The sequence below is a fragment of the Albidovulum sp. genome (genome assembly GCF_041919395.1).
Lineage (GTDB): Bacteria > Pseudomonadota > Alphaproteobacteria > Rhodobacterales > Rhodobacteraceae > Albidovulum.
In genome coordinates, this window is record NZ_JAYRTX010000078.1 from 1 (window position 1) to 16215 (window position 16215).

A 16215-nucleotide genomic window follows, 5' to 3' on the forward strand; every position below is an offset into this window, starting at 1 on the left:
GGCCTCATCAATCCGAGGATCCGCGTCAAATGAGCGACACATCCAACCTCGCCGCGCCGGTCCGGCTCTCCGACGCCGCCATCCGCCGCCGGATGCTGGCGGAGTTCTGGTTCTATTTCCGTCAGAATCGGGGCGCGGTCGGCGGTCTCGTGGTCTTCGTGCTTCTGGTGCTCGTCGCGGTCTTCGCGTCGCTGCTCGCGCCGCACGATCCGACGGCGCAGTACCGCGATGCCCTCCTCGTGCCGCCGGTCTGGCAGGAGGGAGGGCGCGAGGGCTTCCTGCTCGGCACCGACGCGGTCGGCCGCGACATCCTCTCGCGTCTCCTCTTCGGGGCGCAGTACTCGCTCTTCATCGGCATCGTCGTCGTCTCCATCGCGCTCGTCGGCGGCATCGTCATCGGGCTTCTCGCCGGGTTCTTCGGCGGCTGGGTCGATACCGTCATCATGCGGGTCATGGACGTGATCCTGGCCTTCCCCTCGCTCCTGCTCGCGCTCGTCCTCGTCGCCGTTCTGGGGCCGGGGCTGACCAACGCGATGATCGCCATTGCCATCGTCTACCAGCCGCATTTCGCGCGGCTGACGCGGGCAGCGGTCATGTCCGAGATGAAGCGCGAATATGTCACCGCCGCCCGTGTCGCCGGCGCGGGCAACCTGCGGCTGATGTTCAGGACCATCCTGCCCAACTGCCTGGCCCCGCTCATCGTGCAGGCGACGCTTTCCTTTTCCTCGGCCGTGCTCGATTCCGCGGCGCTCGGGTTTCTCGGCATGGGGGCGCAGCCGCCCGCGCCGGAGTGGGGCACGATGCTGGCCGAGGCGCGGGAGTTCATCCTGCGCGCCTGGTGGGTCGTCACCTTGCCCGGCCTCGCGATCCTGGTTTCTGTCCTGGCGATCAACCTCATGGGCGACGGGCTGCGCGACGCGCTCGACCCCAAGCTGAAGCGGAGCTGAGACCATGGCGCTGCTCACCATCCGGAACCTGACCGTCACCTTTGCCACCGCAACCGGCGGCTTCACCGCCGTCGACGGGATCGACGTCCACGTGGACCGCGGCGAGGTCCTGGCCATCGTCGGCGAGTCCGGCTCGGGCAAGTCCGTGTCGATGCTGGCGGTGATGGGGCTTCTGCCTGACACCGCGACCGTCACCGCCGACGAGATGACCTATGATGGCCGCGATATCCTCGCCATGACCGCGGCCGAGAGGCGGAGGCTGATCGGGCGCGAGATCACGATGATCTTCCAGGAGCCGATCGCCTCGCTGAACCCATCCTTCACCGTCGGCTTCCAGATCGAGGAGGTGCTGCGGCTGAACCTCGGCCTCTCGCGTCGGGCAGCGCGGGACCGCGCACTGGAGCTGTTCCGCGCGGTCGGAATCCCCGAGCCCGAGGTCAAGATCGACGCCTATCCGCACCAGATGTCCGGCGGGCAATGTCAGCGCGTGATGATCGCCATGGCCATCGCCTCCAACCCGCGCCTCCTGATCGCGGACGAGCCGACGACCGCGCTCGACGTGACGATCCAGAAGCAGATCCTGGACCTCCTGATGAACCTCCAGGAGGACTACGGGATGGCGCTCATCCTCATCACCCACGACATGGGCGTGGTGGCCGAGACCGCCGACCGCGTGGTGGTGCAGTACAAGGGCCGCAAGATGGAGGAATCGGACGTGCTTTCGCTCTTCGAGGCGCCGCAGCATCCCTACACCCGCGCCCTCCTTTCGGCGCTGCCCGAACATGCGACCGGCGACCGGCTTCCCACCGTCTCCGACTACTTCCAGCAGGAGGCCGCGCGATGAGCGGCGCCGACACCGTTCCCGTCGTCGAGGGGCGCGCCATCGTCCAGGACTACCATGTGCCGGGCAGCTTCTTCGCCCGGTCCTCGTCGGTACGGGCGCTGAAGGGCATCGACTTCAGGGTCGAGAAGGGCAAGACGCTCGCCATCGTGGGCGAAAGCGGATCGGGGAAATCGACCCTCGCGCGGATCATCGCGCTGATCGACGCACCGACCGGGGGCGACCTGCTGATCGACGGGCAGGCGGTCGACATCCGCCGCCGGCGGCCGGTGCCCGCGCTGCGGTCGAAGGTTCAGATGGTGTTCCAGAATCCCTACGGCAGCCTCAATCCGCGCCAGAAGGTCGGCGACGTGCTGATGGAGCCCCTTGTCATCAACACCGACGTGCCCGCCGCCGAGCGGCGGGAGCGGGCCGAGGCGATGCTGAGCAAGGTCGGGCTCCAGCCCGAGCACTTCAACCGCTACCCCCACATGTTCTCGGGCGGCCAGCGCCAGCGGATCGCGATCGCACGGGCGCTGATGCTGAACCCGTCGCTCCTGGTGCTGGACGAGCCCGTCTCGGCGCTCGACCTCTCGGTTCAGGCTCAGGTGCTGAACCTGCTCGCCGATCTTCAGGACGAGTTCGAGCTGACCTACGTCTTCGTCAGCCATGACCTTTCGGTCGTGCGCTACATCGCCGACGAGGTGATGGTGATCTCGAAGGGCGAGGCGGTGGAGCAGGGGACCCGCGAGGAGGTCTTCGCCAATCCGCGTCACCCCTACACGCAGTCGCTCTTCGCCGCGACCCCGGTCACCGATGTCGAGGCGATCCGCGCCCGGGTGGAACGGCGCAGGGCGGCGCGCGCCCTGCAACCGGCCTGACGGCAACACTCCTGGGAGCAGTCACATGGACTACGACAAGGTTCTGGCCGGTTTTTCCAAGGTCGAGGCGCCGGCAATCTCCCGCGAGGAACTGGCCGGCCGGATGGAGGGCCTCAGGGCGGCGATGCGGGCCGGCGGGACCGGCTGGGCCTGGCTCGATGCGACCTCCTCGCTCGCCTACTACGCGGGGCTGTCGCTCAATCCCTCGGAGCGGCTCCACGGTGCCCTCGTCGGCTCGGACGGCTCGCTTCTCTATGTCACCCCGGCGTTCGAACGCCCGAAGCTCGAGACTATGATCCGCCTTCCCGGCGAGATCGCCGTCTGGGAGGAGGACGAGGATCCCTTCGCGCTGATCGCGGCGCGCGCGCGTGGCCGGGTCGCGCTCGACCCCGCGATGGCCTTCGGCTTCGCCGCGCGGATGATGGCCGTGCCGGACCTTCAGCCGGTTCCGGCCGGGCCCATGATCGCGGCACAGAGGCGGATCAAGTCCGCCGCGGAAATCGCCATCATCCAGACGGCGATGGCGGCGAGCCACCGGGTCCAGAAGGCCGTTCATGACGGCCTGCGCCCCGGCATCTCGACGCGGGAAGTCGCCGGCTTCGTCGACGCGGCGCATCTGGCGCTGGGGCTTTCGCCGGTCTTCGTCGCGGTGCAGTTCGGCGAGGCCACCGCCTATCCGCACGGCGTGCCCTACGCGCAGACGCTTTCCGAGGGAGACATGGTGCTGGTCGACCTCGGCGGCAGGCTTCACGGCTATCACTCCGACATCACCCGGACCTATGTCTTCGGCCGGCCGACGGCCCGCCAGCGCCACCTCTGGGACTGCGAGCGGCGGGCGCAATCCGCCGCGTTTGCCGCGGCTCAGCCGGGCGCGACCTGCGCCTCGGTGGACCGCGCCGCCCGGGCGGTGCTGGAGGACGAGGGTTTCGGTCCCGGCCATGCCGTTCCCGGCCTGCCGCACCGGACGGGGCACGGGCTCGGCCTCGATATCCACGAGGAACCCTGGATCGTCGCCGGAAACGAGACTGTCCTTGCCCCCGGCATGTGCTTCTCGATCGAACCCATGCTCTGCGTCTACGGCGAGTGTGGCGTTCGGCTGGAGGACATTGTCCACATGACCGAGGCCGGACCACGCTGGTTCTGCCCGCCGTCAGCGACGCTCGACGCGCCGTTCGGGTGATCCGCACCCGCCGGGGCGGGAAACGAAGGCTTGACAGTGGCGCGGCAATCCGGCACTGGGCACCTGTCGTCGCGCTGCCGCGTGAGCAAGCCCGGCCCCGACAGGGCCATCGGCGACAACGGATTTCAGTTCCCCATCACGCAGGGTCCTGACGCGACGGCCGGACGGCGCGGGATGAGCCCGCCTGTCCCGAGGCCGCGCGGACCCTCGCAGCCCGCATTCACGCGGTCCTGCAAACCGGCGCGCCGGCATCGCTGCCGCGCGCCTTGCAAAGGATACGACTTGTTCGACTTCGACATGCTCGGCCTCGCGCCGACGCTTCGCTCCGCGGTGAAACGCGCGGGCTTCACCGAACCCACCCCGATCCAGAACCAGGCCATCCCGCTCGCGCTCGACGGGCACGACATCCTCGGCCTCGCGCAGACCGGCACCGGCAAGACGCTGGCCTTCGGCCTGCCGCTGATCGACCACCTCCTCGCCCAGCCGGGCAAGCCCGAGCCGAAGAGCGTGAAGGCGCTGGTCCTCGCGCCGACGCGGGAACTCGCCAACCAGATCGCCGACAGCCTCCGGGTCCTGACCGACGGGACGAAAATCCGCGTCTGTACGGTCGTCGGCGGCCAGTCCATCGGCAAGCAGATCGCGCTCCTTGCGCGCGGGACCGACGTCCTGGTGGCGACCCCGGGTCGGCTGATCGACCTGATGGACCGCGGCGCCGTAAGCCTCGGCGCGGTCCGCCATCTCGTCCTCGACGAGGCCGACCAGATGCTCGACCTCGGCTTCATCCACGCGCTGCGGAAGATCGCCCCGCGGCTCGGCACGCCGCGCCAGACGATGCTCTTCTCGGCCACGATGCCGAAGCAGATGGAGGAGATTTCCCGCGCCTACCTCACCGACCCGCGCCGCGTACAGGTCGCGCCTCCGGGCAAGGCGGCCGACAAGGTCACCCAGTCGGTCCATTTCCTGCCCAAGGCCGAGAAGCCGGCGCGCCTGCGCGAGATCCTGTCGCGGGACCTGGAGGCTCTGACGCTGGTCTTCGCCCGCACCAAGCACGGCGCGGAAAAGCTGATGAAGGACCTCGTGGCCGACGGCTACAACGCCGCCTCGATCCACGGCAACAAGAGCCAGGGCCAGCGTGACCGGGCCATCAAGGCGTTCCGCGACGGCACGATCACGACGCTGGTGGCGACCGACGTGGCCGCGCGCGGCATCGACATCCCGGGTGTGTCCTACGTCATCAACTACGACCTGCCCGAGGTGCCGGACAACTACGTTCACCGGATCGGCCGTACCGCCCGCGCCGGGCGCGAGGGCGAGGCGATTGCCTTCTGCGCGCCGGAGGAGGCCGACCTCTTGCACGAGATCCAGAAGGTGATGAAGGCCGAGGTGCCGGTGGCGAGCGGCAAGAGCCCGCTGATCGAGCGCGGGGCGGGCGGCGGCCGCCGGGCTGGCACCGCGCCCCGCGGCGCAGGGCGGGCACCGGGCGGCGCCGTTCCAGCCGCAACGCCTGCGAAGCGCCGCCGTCCGCGCCGCCGCCGCGCGGCGTGACGGCTGCCAGAACCTGCCCGGCCAGCCCCCTCCCGGCGCTCTCCGATGGAGGCGCCCGGGAGGGTAGGCCGGCAAGGGGCGGCGCGGCGGTCGGCCCCTTGCTCCGAGGCAGGGCTGAGGCGGGTGTCTGGTAGGCCCGGAGGGACTTGAACCCCCAACCAAGGCGTTATGAGCGCCCTGCTCTGACCATTGAGCTACGGGCCCGGCCGCAGTCTGACTAGCAGAACCGCCGGACCGGTCAACCCCGGCGGCGGTCGGGGGCGGCCGCGAGATGCCGCGCTGGCGTGCCCGCCGCCTTGTCTCCGGCGGAAAGGGAACGGTAGACTGGCCCCTGCACGGCCGAGACGGAGGCTCCAGCATATGGATCGACCTGGCTCACGCCCCCATGCCGCCGAGATCGACGACTGCCTGCGGCGGCTTGAGGCGCCGGCCGAGGGGCTCGCGTCCGGCGAGGCCGCCCGGCGGTTGGCCGCGAATGGGCCGAACACGCTGCCGCTGCCACCCGGTCGGCCGGCGATCCTGCGTTTCCTGGCGCAGTTCCACAACGCGTTGATCTACGTGCTGCTCGCCTCCGCGGGCGTCACCGCGGCGCTCGGTCACTGGATCGATACCGGCGTCATCCTGGCCGTCGTCCTCATCAATGCGGTCGTGGGCTTTGTCCAGGAGGGCAAGGCCGAGACGGCAATGGCGGCTGTGCGGTCGCTGCTGGCGCCCCGCGCAGCGGTGCTTCGCGACGGGCGCCGGACCGGCATTCCCGCCGCCGAGGTCGTCGTCGGCGACATCGTGCTGCTGGAGGCGGGAGACCAGGTGCCGGCCGACCTTCGGCTGACCGCGCAGAGAGCGCTGCGGGTCCAGGAGGCGGTGCTTACCGGCGAATCCGTACCCACCGACAAGACCATCCTGCCCGTGGCCGAGGATGCGCCGCTGGGTGACCGCCGCTCGATGGCATACAGCGGCACGCTGGTGGTCGCCGGGGTCGGCCGCGGCGTCGTCGTTGCCACAGGCGAAGCGACCGAGATCGGCCGTGTCAGCGGGCTCCTGCGCGATGTCGAAACGTTGACGACGCCGCTCGTCGCGCAGATGAACCTCTTCGCGCGCTGGCTCACGGTGATGATCCTGCTCGTGGCGTCGGTGCTGCTGGCCTTCGGCTACGTCGTCGGGCACATGCCCTTCGGCGAGATATTCATGGCGGTCGTCGGTCTGACAGTGGCCGCCATTCCTGAGGGTCTTCCGGCCGTCCTCACCATCACGCTTGCGATCGGGGTGCAGGCGATGGCGCGCCGCCATGCGATCGTGCGCAAGCTTCCCGCGATCGAGACGCTAGGCGCGGTGTCGGTCATCTGCACAGACAAGACCGGGACGCTGACGCGAAATGAGATGATCGTCGGCGCGCTCGCGCTGGCGTCCGGCCGCCATTCGGTCGAGGGGGAAGGCTACGCGCCGACGGGCGCCATCACGCCCCCGCCGCATGTTTCAGGGCTGCACCGGGCGGCGCTTGCGGCGGCCTTGTGCAACGACGCCGCACTGCGCGACGCGGCCGGCGTCTGGACGGTCGAGGGCGATCCGATGGAGGGCGCCCTGCTGGCCTTCGCCGGCAAGACGCGCATGCGCGTGCAAGGTTGGCGGCGGCTGGACGAGATCCCCTTCGACGCGCAACACCGGTACATGGCCGTTCTTGCGGAACAGGCTGACGGCGAGCGGCGGGTTTTCGTGAAGGGCGCGCCGGAGCGGATCCTGCCGATGTGCCGGGACCTCGCCGGCGACGGCGACACCGTACCTCTCGACAGCGGTTACTGGCAGGCCGAGGTGCAGGCCATGGCGGCGGACGGCCAGCGCGTCCTGGCCCTGGCCGAGATGCGCGCGCGCACGGACGGTCTGGATGAGGATTCGGTCGAGGGAAACCTGACGCTGATCGGTCTCGTGGGCCTCATCGACCCGCCGCGCGCGGAAGCTGCCGCCGCCGTCGCCGAGTGCCGCCGCGCCGGGATCGCCGTCAAGATGATCACCGGCGATCACGCCGGCACGGCTTCGGCGATCGGGCGGGCAATCGGCCTCGATGATCCCGACCGTGTCCTGACCGGGGCCGAAATCGAGACGATGAGCGACGCCGATCTGCGCGAGGCCGTGCGGCAGGTGGGCATCTTTGCCCGCGCCACACCCGAGCACAAGCTCCGGCTCGTCATCGCGCTCCAGTCGCTTGGCCTGACTGTGGCGATGACAGGCGACGGCGTGAACGACGCGCCCGCGCTCAAGCGCGCCGACGCCGGTGTGGCCATGGGCATAACCGGCTCCGAGGCCGCGAAGGAGGCAGCGGAGTTCGTGCTGACCGACGACAATTTCGCCTCGATCGTCGCGGCCGTGCGCGAGGGGCGAACGGTCTTCGACAACCTGCGCAAGGTGATCAGTTGGACCCTGCCGACGAACGCCGGCGAGGCCGCGACGATCATGATCGCACTTCTTCTCGGGCTGGTGCTGCCGATCAGCCCGGTGCAGATTCTCTGGGTGAACCTCGTGACGGCCGCGACGCTCGGGCTTGCGCTCGCCTTCGAGCCCACCGAACCGGGGACCATGCGGCGTCCGCCGCGTCCACGCGCGGCGCCGCTTCTGACCGGCGAACTGGTGTGGCACGTACTCCTCGTCGGGGTGCTCTTCACGGCGGTCGTGTTCGGCCTCTTCGCCTATGCGACGGATCGCGGCTATCCGGTCGAACTTGCCCGCACCATGTCGATGAACATGCTGGTGATCCTCGAGATATTTCACCTGTTCTTCATCCGGAACATCCATTCCACCTCTCTTACCATCGCCGCGGTCCGCGGCACCCGCGCGGTCTGGATCTGCCTCGCGATCACCGTGGCCGCACAGGTCGTGGCGACGTACCTCCCACTGGCGAACCTGGTGCTCGATACCAGGCCGGTCGCGGTGCCCGACGGTATGCTGATGGTCGCGCTCGGTGCGGTCTTCTTCGCCATCCTCGAAGTCGAGAAGCAGCTCCGCCTCATGCTTAAGCCGCGCGACCGCGCCTAGCGGGTGCCGGAAACGCGCCGGGGGCCGGCCGGCGCGTTGTCGTCGTCGCGCTTATCCTGTATGCCGCGCCGAAACGGGCCCCAGCGGGCCGGCCGATGCAGGGGATGCGAGAGATGACGGGGCAGAAGACCGGGCTGACCTATGCCGATGCGGGCGTCGACATTGACGCGGGCAATGCGCTCGTCGAGCGGATCAAGCCCGCCGCGAAGCGGACGAACAGGGCGGGCACCGTCGCCGGGCTCGGCGGCTTCGGCGCACTCTTCGACCTCAAGGCGGCGGGCTACCGCGACCCGGTTCTGGTCGCGGCGACCGACGGGGTGGGCACCAAGCTCAGGATCGCCATCGACACCGGAAACGTGGACACGATCGGCATCGACCTCGTCGCCATGTGCGTGAACGACCTCGTCTGCCAGGGGGCGGAACCCCTGTTCTTCCTGGACTATTTCGCCACGGGCAAGCTCGACGTGGATCAGGCCGCCCGGATCATCGAGGGGATCGCGGAGGGATGCGCGCAGTCCGGATGCGCGCTCGTCGGCGGCGAAACGGCCGAGATGCCGGGGATGTATCATCGCGGCGACTTCGATCTGGCCGGCTTCGCGGTGGGCGCGATGGAACGCGGCCGCGACCTGCCGCGCGACGTCGCCGAGGGCGACCTGCTTCTCGGCCTCGCCTCGAACGGCGTCCATTCCAACGGCTATTCCTTCGTCCGCAAGGTGGTGGAGCTTTCGGGCCTTGCCTGGCCGGCGCCAGCGCCCTTCGGGCCAGGCCCGCTCGGGGAGGAACTGCTGGCGCCGACGCGCCTCTATGTGCGCCCCGCGCTGGCGGCGATCCGGGCGGGCGGGGTCCATGCGCTGGCCCATATCACCGGCGGCGGTCTCACTGAGAACCTGCCGCGCGTGCTTCCGCAAGGTCTCGGCGCCGAGATCGACCTTGCCGCCTGGGACCTGCCGCCGGTCTTCCGCTGGCTGGCGGAGACCGCCGGCATGGCGGAGGCCGAGCTTCTCACGACCTTCAACTGCGGCATCGGCATGATCGCCGTGGTGGCGCCCGACCGTGTGGCCGACCTCCGGCTCGCGCTCGAGGCGGAGGGCGAGACGGTGACGGAGATCGGTTGCGTCACGAAAGGGCAGGGGGTCGCCTATCGCGGCCGCCTCCTGTGAAGCGCGTCGCCATCCTGATTTCGGGGGGCGGATCGAACATGGTCGCCCTCGTCCGCAGCATGACCGGCGACCACCCCGCACGCCCGGTCCTGGTCGTCTCGAACGATCCCGCGGCGGCCGGGCTGACGCGGGCGCGCGAGCTGGGGGTGGCGACCGCCACCGTCGATCACCGACCCTTCGGCCGCGATCGCGCCGCCTTCGAGGCCGAACTTCTGAAGCCCATCCTCGCGGCGGAGCCGGACATCCTCTGCCTTGCCGGGTTCATGCGGGTGCTGACACCCGGCTTCGTCGAACGCTTCCGCGGACGGCTGCTGAACATCCATCCCTCGCTCCTGCCGAAATACCCCGGCCTCGACACCCACCGGCGCGCGCTCGACGCTGGCGACGCGGAGGCTGGCTGCACCGTCCACGAGGTCACGCCCGAACTGGACGCGGGCCCGATCCTCGGCCAGGCGCGGGTGCCCGTCCTGCCCGGCGACACGGCCGATACGCTGGCCCGGCGGGTGCTTGCGAAGGAGCACGTGCTCTATCCCGCCGTGCTGCGCCGCATTGCGGCGGGCGACCGCACACCCGTCCTGCTTTAGGACCGTCCGCGCGCCTGCACAAATCGGCGAGGCTTGTGGCAATTGAACCCGGGCCGGGGTAGGCATCGGCCGCCTTCCTCCCGGCCCCTTTCCTTTCCGCCGCGGGTCGCCTAAGAGGGCGGAATTCCTGCGGGATACCCCCGCGCCTGACGGACCATCCATGCGCACGATAACCACGACCGAAGACCTTGCCCGGTTCTGCGACGCCGCCAAGACAGGCCCCTACGTCACGATAGACACGGAATTTCTTCGGGAGCGGACCTATTACTCCAGGCTCTGCCTGATCCAGATGGCGCTTCCCGGCGCGGAGGGAGAGGCCGTGCTGGTCGATCCGCTGAGCGGCAAGCTCTCGATGGAGCCGCTCTACGACCTCTTCCGCCACGAGGCGACGGTGAAGGTGTTCCACGCCGCGCGGCAGGATCTGGAAATCTTCTTCGTCGAAGGCAAGGTCTTCCCGACACCGCTCTTCGACACGCAGATTGCCGCGATGGTTTGCGGCTTCGGCGAGCAGGTGGGCTACGAGACCCTGGTCAGGAAGATCGCCCGGGCGAGCCTCGACAAGACCTCGCGCTTCACCGACTGGTCGCGCCGCCCGCTCTCCGAGGCTCAGAAGACCTATGCGCTCGCCGATGTGACCCACCTCCGCGTGATCTACGAATTCCTCGCGAAGGAGCTCGCACGCACCGGCCGGCAGAAATGGGTGGAGGAGGAGCTTGCGATCCTTCTCGATCCCGAAACCTACATCACCCGTCCTGAAGAGGCCTGGCTGCGCGTCAAGACCCGCACGACGTCGGGTCGTTTCCTGGCTATCGTGCGCGAACTCGCCCGGTTCCGCGAGGAATACGCCCAGGCCCGGAACGTGCCCCGTTCCCGGGTCTTCAAGGACGACGCGCTTCTGGAGCTTGCCTCGACCAAGCCCACGACGCTGGAGGAACTCGGCCGGTCGCGCCTGCTTCTGCGCGAGGGCAGGAAGCCCGAGATCGCCGAGGGAATCCTTGCGGCGGTGACGGCGGGGCTCGCCGTGAAGCCCGAGGACTGCCCGAAGGTCGAGGGCGACCGCGATCCCGGCCAGGTCGATTCGGCGCTGGCCGACCTTCTGCGGGTTCTCCTGAAGGCGAAGTCGGAAAGCGCGGGCGTCGCACAGAAGCTCATCGCCACTTCCTCGGACCTTGACGCGCTCGCGGCCGGCGATCGGTCGGTGGTGGCGTTGAAAGGGTGGCGCGGCGAGGTCTTCGGCGCCGACGCGCTGAGGCTCTGCAAGGGCGAGATAGCGCTTTCCGCGAAGGGCGGCGCGGTGCGGGTCGTCTCCGTCTGAGGGCGGTCAGCGCCGGCTCGACCGGCTGTTTCCGGCCCCGAGGACGACGATCTGGGTGATGTTCGCCAGCTTGATGTCGGAGAGGTAGGCCGCGGCCGTGACCTCGCGCGACTGCGGCGTGGAGACGCGCGCAGGCCCGCGCGGCTGATCCACCACGAACCGGTAGGTCAGCACGCCGTCGACCGGCTCGCCGTTGTTCTCGGCCACCAGCGCCGCATCCCACCATCCTTGCGTCGGCGGCAGGCCTGCCGCCCGCACGATGGCCCCGCCCGGCTGGCGCGCCACCTCCATCTCGGTGACCTCGGCCACGAGGATGCGCGGGTCGTCGGGCCGTCCCGGCACGGCGGGTTCCGTTACGGCCACCGCTGCGGGCTGCGACCGGCCGAACCAGTTGAACGGGTTGAGCCGGCTTTCGCGGATGCGCCCGCATCCCGCCAGCACCAGCGCGAGGATCAGAAGTCCGCTGACAGGCAGTCTCATCTTTCGGCCGCTCCCTACCCAGGTCCCCGACTGGGTAGCCCATTCGGGCCGCGCTGAAAAGAGCGGGCGTCACTGGACGTTGCGCGGCCGAGCGACTAGGTGGTGAGGGCGAGCCGGAGACAGAGCATGGCCACCGAAGCCTTCGAGGAGATCGTCGAGACCTTCGACTTCCTGGACGACTGGGAGGACCGCTACCGCCATGTGATCGAGCTTGGCAAGGCGATGCCCGCGCTCGACGAGGCGGTGAAGGTGCCGGCGACGAAGGTGGAGGGCTGCGCGAGCCAGGTCTGGCTCCTGCCGCAAATCGCCGGGAGGGGGCCGGATGCACGCTTCGACTTCCGGGGCGACAGCGACGCGATGATCGTCCGCGGGCTGATCGCGATCCTGCACGCGCTCTACTCGGGCCTCTCCGCGAGAGAGGCGTCCGCCGTGGACGCGCAGGCGGAACTCGCCCGGCTCGGGCTCGACGAACACCTCTCGTCGCAGCGTTCGAACGGCCTCCGCGCGATGGTCGGGCGGCTGCGGAAGCTTGCCTCCGAGGCCGCCGGTTGACGCCGGCTCAGAGCCGCGCCAGCGCCGGCGAGAGGTCCCCGTAGCCGGTGAACCGCCTCTCGTAGGCAAGGCCCAGCCTCGCCGCGCACTCCCGCGCCTTCGCGTCCAGCGCCGGGTCTTCCGTCTGGGCTTGGTAGACCAGCTTTTCGTAGTTGCCGAACATCATCGGGATCAGTTCCGGATGGCGGTCGAAGCCCATCGGCCGCCAGACGAAGGCGTCGAACTGGCGGCAGAGGAAGTCGGTCAGGTAGAAGGCAGTCGCCTCCTCGCGGGCGGCGAAGGCGGCGTTGCCCTCGAAGAAGGAATAGCAGTGCGGCCCCTCGACCATCTCGACGCCAAGGGCATCGCAGCGTTCCTTCAGCCTCCCGCCCGTGCCGCAGTCGGCGTAGACGACGAAGATGCCGTCGTACTCCTCCCGGTGCCTGATGACCGCTGCCTCGACCGCCTCGGTGATCCGGTCGGGCCAGAGATGCAGGTTGGCGGGCAGGCAGGTCAGGTCGAGATGATCCCAGCCGTTCGCGGCCTTCAGGTCGAGAATCTCGCGCGCGAGCGCCCCGCAGGCGATCAGGAGTATCCGCCCGCGATGCGCGGGCGCGAGGCCCGCCTCGCTCAGCGTCCGGTCGTCGGGCAGCATCAGCGCCGCCCCCCTGCGCGCGCTGCCGACACGAGCCGGACGGCGAGTGCAAGGGCCAGCGCGGCGAGTGCGGCCCCGCCGATGCCCGCAGGGGCGAGCCAGCCCAGGGTCGAAACCGCTGCCACCGTCATCGCGGCGGCGAGGATCACTCCGGCGAGAATCGCGGCAAGACGTGCGTGGGTCATTTCCGCCTCCTTCCGCCCCGATGTGGGGGCGCGGGCAGGGCTTGTGAAGACGCGAACGGCCCCGAGCCGGGGGCTGCGGGGCCGCCATCATTCTCCGTGCGGGCCCGGATCAGCCGGCCGAGAGCTTGTTGTGCTTGCGTGCCATGAAGTCCTTGGCGGTCTGGACGGCGACCGCGGCATCGCGGCAATAGGCGTCCGCGCCGATCGCCCGGCCGAATTCCTCGTTGAGCGGCGCGCCGCCGACCAGCACGATGAAATCCTCGCGCATGCCCTTTTCCTTCATCGTGTCGATCACGACCTTCATGTAGGGCATCGTCGTGGTCAGAAGCGCCGACATGCCGAGGATGTCGGCATCCTCGCGCTCCAGCGCCTCGAGGTATTTTTCGACCGGGTTGTTGATGCCGAGGTCCACGACCTCGAAACCCGCGCCCTCCATCATCATGCCGACAAGGTTCTTGCCGATGTCGTGGATGTCGCCCTTGACGGTGCCGATCACCATCTTGCCGACCTTCGGTGCGCCGGTCTCGGCCAGCAGCGGCTTGAGGATCGCCATCCCCGCCTTCATCGCGTTGGCGGCCAGCAGCACTTCCGGCACGAAGAGGATGCCGTCGCGGAAATCGGCGCCGACGATGGTCATGCCGGCGACCAGCGCCTTGGTCAGCACGTCGTAGGGGGCCCAGCCGCGGTCCAGAAGGATGCGCACGCCCTCCTCGATCTCTTCCTTGAGACCGTCGTAGAGGTCGTCGTGCATCTGAAGCACAAGCTCTTCGTCGTCGAGCTCGCTCAGGATGATGTCGTTGTCGTCGGCCATGGGCATGTCTCCTGACGGTCCTGATAGCGTATTTGCGGCGGGATCGCCGCGTTCACTTGGCGAATTGCGACATGGGCGGCACCTGCGGCGACGCGGAACGAGATGACGCGCCCCGCGCCCGGCGGGACTTGCGCAATGTTCCTGAAATGTTCTATGCCTGCTGCATGTCGCTTCCGCCCGCCGATCCCTTCTTGCGCCTGCGCGCCCGGGGCGCCGCGAGCAACGCCGCGGGGCGGTTCGAGCCCTACCGGCGCGTGACGGAGAACGACGGCTGGGACATCCCCGAGGACGAGCGGCTCCTCCGGACGGAAATCAGCGAGGAACGGCCGCGCTCGGTCCTCAACCCGGTCTCCTCGCCCGACCTCGGCTTCGACCGGTCGGTGAATCCCTACCGGGGCTGCGAACATGGCTGCATCTACTGCTTCGCCCGCCCGAGCCATGCCTACCTCGGCCTCTCGGCCGGCCTCGACTTCGAGACCCGCCTCGTCGCCCGCCCCGAGGCGCCAGCGATCCTCGCGCGCGAAATCGCCCGCAAGTCCTATGCCTGCGCGCCGATCGCCTTCGGCACCAATACCGATCCCTACCAGCCGATCGAGGCGCGCTACCGGATCATGCGGCGAATGCTGGAGCTTCTGTCGGACTGGAACCACCCCCTCGGCATCGTCACCAAGGGCACGCTCGTCGAACGCGACCTCGATCTCCTCGGCGCGATGGCCCGGCGGTCCCTCGTGCAGGTCGGCATTTCGGTGACGACGCTCGACGCCGACCTCGCCCGGCGGCTGGAGCCGCGCGCGCCGGCGCCGGCCCGCCGCCTGAGGGTGATCGAGGCACTGGCCCGCGCCGGCGTGCCGGTGCGCGTGATGGTGGCGCCGCTCATCCCGGTGCTGACAGAGCCCGAGCTGGAACGGATCCTCGCCGCCGCGCGCGACGCGGGCGCGCGGGCGGCGAGCTATATCCTTCTCAGGCTGCCGCACGAGGTGGCGCCCTTGTTCCGCGATTGGCTCGACCGCCATGAGCCTGGCCGTGCCGCCCATGTCATGGCGCGCCTGAGGGAGATGCGGGGCGGCAAGGACTACGATGCGGAATGGGGCACAAGGATGACGGGAGAGGGCGTCCATGCCGACCTGACGGCCCGCCGCTTCGCGCTGGCCCTGAAGCGCACGGGCCTTGCCGCGAAGCTGCCGCCCCCGAACAGGTTTGGCTTCGGCCCGCCGCCGCGTCCGGGCGACCAGCTCTCGCTCTTCTGACCGCGCGGGTCTCTTCTTGGCCGGAAACACTCCGGGGGCGTCCGGGACAGGGTCCGGGGCGGGGGCGGAGCCCCCCGTCGCGCTCAGCCGCGCCGGCGGCCGCGCCGTTCGCGCCCGGGGGCGGCATCGTCGCCGGTGCCGTCGGAGGCCGAGGAAAACCCGCCGAGCCGGGCGGCGATCTCGTCGAGCGTCGGCCGCGGCCCTTTCGGCCGGGTCTCGAGCGCATGGCGCATCGCCTGCAGGTGTTCGGCCATCGTGCCGCAGCAGCCGCCGATGATCCGGGTCCCCGCGTCACGGGCGAGGACCGCGTATTCGGCCATCAGTTCCGGTGTGCCGTCGTAATGGATATGCCCATCGTGGTACTTCGGGATGCCGGCGTTGCCCTTGGCGATCACCGGAAGTTCGGGCCCGGCCGCAAGAAAGCCGAGCACGGTGCGCAGGAGGTCCGCGGCACCCACGCCGCAGTTCGCGCCGAAGGCAAGCGGGCGGTGGGCGAGCCGGTCGACCAGCGCCACCATCTGCGCCGAGGTCACACCCATCATCGTCCGACCCGCGGTGTCGAAGCTCATCGTGCCGCACCAGGGCATGCCCGCGAGCGCGCAGCCCTCGGCCGCCGCCTTGAACTCCTCGGGCGCCGAGATCGTCTCGACCCAGAGCACGTCGGCGCCGCCTTCCTTCAGGCCCTCGGCCTGTTCGTGGAACATCGCCACAGCGCGCTCATGCGTCAGCGCACCCATGGGCGCCATGATTTCTCCCGTTGGGCCCATCGAGCCGGCCACCACCACCGGGCGTCCGGCGGCATCGGCGACCTCGCGGCCGATCGCTGCGCCGATCCGGTTCAGCTCGCGCA

Annotated in this window: 16 protein-coding genes and 1 tRNA gene; 11 read left to right on the top strand and 6 right to left on the bottom strand. The window is 69.6% G+C overall.

The annotated features are described in order from the left end of the window. The first annotated feature begins 29 nt into the window (after nucleotides 1–29). The 5 genes from ACMUOO_RS12815 to ACMUOO_RS12835 all read left to right on the top strand — a co-directional run bounded on the left by ACMUOO_RS12815 (nucleotide 30) and on the right by ACMUOO_RS12835 (nucleotide 5373). Nucleotides 30–947: an ABC transporter permease subunit gene (locus tag ACMUOO_RS12815; RefSeq protein ID WP_301918862.1), complete on the top strand. Its 918-nt coding sequence runs from the start codon at nucleotides 30–32 to the stop codon at nucleotides 945–947. Between the two features lie 4 nt (nucleotides 948–951). Then, a complete protein-coding gene (locus ACMUOO_RS12820; RefSeq protein ID WP_301918863.1) occupies nucleotides 952–1791 on the top strand; it encodes an ABC transporter ATP-binding protein in 840 nt (279 codons plus the stop codon). After that, nucleotides 1788–2648 carry a dipeptide ABC transporter ATP-binding protein gene (locus tag ACMUOO_RS12825; RefSeq protein ID WP_301918864.1) on the top strand — a complete coding sequence of 287 codons (861 nt, stop codon included), beginning with the start codon at nucleotides 1788–1790 and terminating at the stop codon, nucleotides 2646–2648. Before ACMUOO_RS12820 ends, ACMUOO_RS12825 begins: the two co-directional genes overlap by 4 nt. 25 nt (nucleotides 2649–2673) lie before the next feature. Further along, nucleotides 2674–3828, top strand: a complete 1155-nt coding sequence (locus ACMUOO_RS12830; RefSeq protein ID WP_301918865.1) for a M24 family metallopeptidase — start codon at nucleotides 2674–2676, stop codon at nucleotides 3826–3828. Between the two features lie 282 nt (nucleotides 3829–4110). Further along, nucleotides 4111–5373 carry a DEAD/DEAH box helicase gene (locus tag ACMUOO_RS12835; protein ID WP_301918866.1) on the top strand — a complete coding sequence of 421 codons (1263 nt, stop codon included), beginning with the start codon at nucleotides 4111–4113 and terminating at the stop codon, nucleotides 5371–5373. Between the two features lie 128 nt (nucleotides 5374–5501). On the opposite strand, the gene ACMUOO_RS12840 is transcribed toward ACMUOO_RS12835, so the two are convergent. Continuing rightward, nucleotides 5502–5577, bottom strand: a tRNA-Ile gene (locus tag ACMUOO_RS12840). Nucleotides 5578–5733: 156 nt separating this feature from the next. Between ACMUOO_RS12840 and ACMUOO_RS12845 the strand changes: the two genes are divergently transcribed. From ACMUOO_RS12845 to rnd, 4 genes are all read left to right on the top strand, one after another. Next, nucleotides 5734–8397, top strand: coding sequence for an HAD-IC family P-type ATPase (locus ACMUOO_RS12845; RefSeq protein ID WP_301918867.1), 2664 nt, complete (start codon nucleotides 5734–5736; stop codon nucleotides 8395–8397). 113 nt (nucleotides 8398–8510) lie between these two features. Next, entirely contained in the window at nucleotides 8511–9557 is a 1047-nt protein-coding gene (gene purM, locus ACMUOO_RS12850; protein ID WP_301918868.1) for a phosphoribosylformylglycinamidine cyclo-ligase, read from the top strand. Continuing rightward, on the top strand, nucleotides 9554–10141 hold the full coding sequence (gene purN / locus ACMUOO_RS12855) for a phosphoribosylglycinamide formyltransferase (RefSeq protein WP_301918869.1): 588 nt from the start codon (nucleotides 9554–9556) through the stop codon (nucleotides 10139–10141). Before purM ends, purN begins: the two co-directional genes overlap by 4 nt. Nucleotides 10142–10301: 160 nt before the next feature. Beyond that, complete coding sequence (rnd, locus tag ACMUOO_RS12860) at nucleotides 10302–11456, top strand: ribonuclease D (protein ID WP_301918870.1); 1155 nt, start codon at nucleotides 10302–10304, stop codon at nucleotides 11454–11456. A 6-nt stretch (nucleotides 11457–11462) separates the two neighbouring features. On the opposite strand, the gene ACMUOO_RS12865 is transcribed toward rnd, so the two are convergent. Continuing rightward, on the bottom strand, nucleotides 11463–11936 hold the full coding sequence (locus ACMUOO_RS12865; RefSeq protein ID WP_301918871.1) for a hypothetical protein: 474 nt from the start codon (nucleotides 11934–11936) through the stop codon (nucleotides 11463–11465). Nucleotides 11937–12062: 126 nt separating this feature from the next. On the opposite strand from ACMUOO_RS12865, the gene ACMUOO_RS12870 reads away from it, so the two are divergent. Then, on the top strand, nucleotides 12063–12488 hold the full coding sequence (locus ACMUOO_RS12870) for a SufE family protein (protein WP_301918872.1): 426 nt from the start codon (nucleotides 12063–12065) through the stop codon (nucleotides 12486–12488). A 7-nt stretch (nucleotides 12489–12495) separates the two neighbouring features. On the opposite strand, the gene ACMUOO_RS12875 is transcribed toward ACMUOO_RS12870, so the two are convergent. The 3 genes from ACMUOO_RS12875 to ACMUOO_RS12885 form a co-directional block, all read right to left on the bottom strand. Next, nucleotides 12496–13122, bottom strand: a complete 627-nt coding sequence (locus ACMUOO_RS12875; protein ID WP_301918873.1) for a DUF1638 domain-containing protein — start codon at nucleotides 13120–13122, stop codon at nucleotides 12496–12498. Continuing rightward, a complete protein-coding gene (locus ACMUOO_RS12880) occupies nucleotides 13122–13307 on the bottom strand; it encodes a hypothetical protein (RefSeq protein ID WP_301918874.1) in 186 nt (61 codons plus the stop codon). The genes ACMUOO_RS12875 and ACMUOO_RS12880 overlap by 1 nt, the downstream gene beginning before the upstream one ends. 109 nt (nucleotides 13308–13416) lie before the next feature. Continuing rightward, nucleotides 13417–14118, bottom strand: a complete 702-nt coding sequence (locus ACMUOO_RS12885; protein WP_301918875.1) for a corrinoid protein — start codon at nucleotides 14116–14118, stop codon at nucleotides 13417–13419. A gap of 164 nt (nucleotides 14119–14282) precedes the next feature. Here ACMUOO_RS12885 and ACMUOO_RS12890 point away from each other — a divergent pair, with 164 nt between their 5' ends. Continuing rightward, complete coding sequence (locus ACMUOO_RS12890; protein ID WP_301918876.1) at nucleotides 14283–15365, top strand: PA0069 family radical SAM protein; 1083 nt, start codon at nucleotides 14283–14285, stop codon at nucleotides 15363–15365. Between the two features lie 83 nt (nucleotides 15366–15448). Here the strand turns inward: ACMUOO_RS12890 and bmt are convergent. Next, nucleotides 15449–16215: betaine--homocysteine S-methyltransferase (gene bmt / locus ACMUOO_RS12895; RefSeq protein WP_413855448.1), on the bottom strand; the 767-nt coding region annotated here is incomplete at its 5' end.